The sequence below is a fragment of the Ruminococcus sporogenes genome, from assembly GCF_054655175.1.
Genome location: NZ_BAAHOA010000030.1, coordinates 1 through 1183 on the forward strand (window position 1 = coordinate 1; position 1183 = coordinate 1183).

The window sequence follows — 1183 nt, forward strand, 5'->3', positions numbered from 1 at the left end:
TAAAGAATGGGTCGACGGCATAAACGATATGTTAACGGAAAGCGGAATATTGCAGAATGAAAGTCGATTTGAAAAGGTATATAGCTTTAATAACGGAAATCTTACCTGTCTGCTGTTTCCGTTTGACGACGTTCAGCTTAATGTCGGCAGGCTTGCAATGTGGAGATTGCAGACTCACGAGCAGTTCGGCGGTACATGGCTTTCCGATTATGTTCCTAACAGGCTGGGCGGTTTTGCTCATGATATAGAACAAAAACAGAAAAAGCCTGAATGTCCCCTCATAGGTCAGAACGGAAACATATTTAACCTTATGGGAATAGCTTCACGTACCTTGAAAAGAAACGGAATGGCAGATGAGGCAAAGGAAATGTGCAGCCGTATCACCTCTTGCAGCAGCTATGACAAGGCGCTGTGTATTATCGGAGAATATGTGGAGATCACGTCTGTCAATGAAGAAGAAAATCTTGATATGGAGATGGGCTGACGCTGAAAGCGGAGGCTCAGAAAGGAGAGTAAAATGCCAAATCATGTAACAAACCGAATAAAGATTACAGGCGATCCCGATACGGTAAAACGTGTTATGGACGCAGTCAAAAATGAATCAGGGATAGGAACGATCGATTTTGAAAAGATCATTCCTATCCCTGAAAATATTTATCGGGGTGGTCTCAGTCGGGAGGAATTTAAGCTCTACGGCAAAAACAACTGGTACGACTGGCGTATAGCAAACTGGGGTACAAAGTGGTCAGCCTATGGCTATGAGAAAGACTGTGATTACTCAAACGCCGAAGAACTGCGGTTTCTGACCGCCTGGGCAGCTCCCCATCCTGTCATTCAGCGACTATCGGAGATGTTTCCCGAAATCGAAATTATTCATGAGTGGGCTGACGAGGACATCGGCATGAACTGCGGCAGATATGCGTATTACGACGGAGACCGTATTGAAGAATACTATCCCGAAAGCGAAAAGGAGCGGCTTGAATTCGCGGCGAGGGTTATGGACGTTGATCTTGAGGCTTACGGACTTTTCCTCAACGCTTCTGAAACAGGATACGTCAATATCGAGAGCTCCGACGAATATGAGCGTATAGAACTATTCGGACAGACCGCGCTGTTTACCAACGACAGAATAACAGACGCGGATATTCCCAAAGGAACGTATTGCTACGATTTAAGGCGGTCG

The 1183-nt window shown here is 45.6% G+C and carries 2 protein-coding genes; both read left to right on the forward strand.

Features of this window, described 5'->3' with window-relative positions:
• The coding region (locus ACYQ0N_RS15285; RefSeq protein WP_460163178.1) for a hypothetical protein at positions 1-484 on the forward strand (484 nt) is incomplete at its 5' end.
• A gap of 33 nt (positions 485-517) precedes the next feature.
• A partial coding sequence (locus ACYQ0N_RS15290) for a DUF1281 family ferredoxin-like fold protein (protein ID WP_460163179.1) occupies positions 518-1183 on the forward strand: 666 nt, incomplete at its 3' end.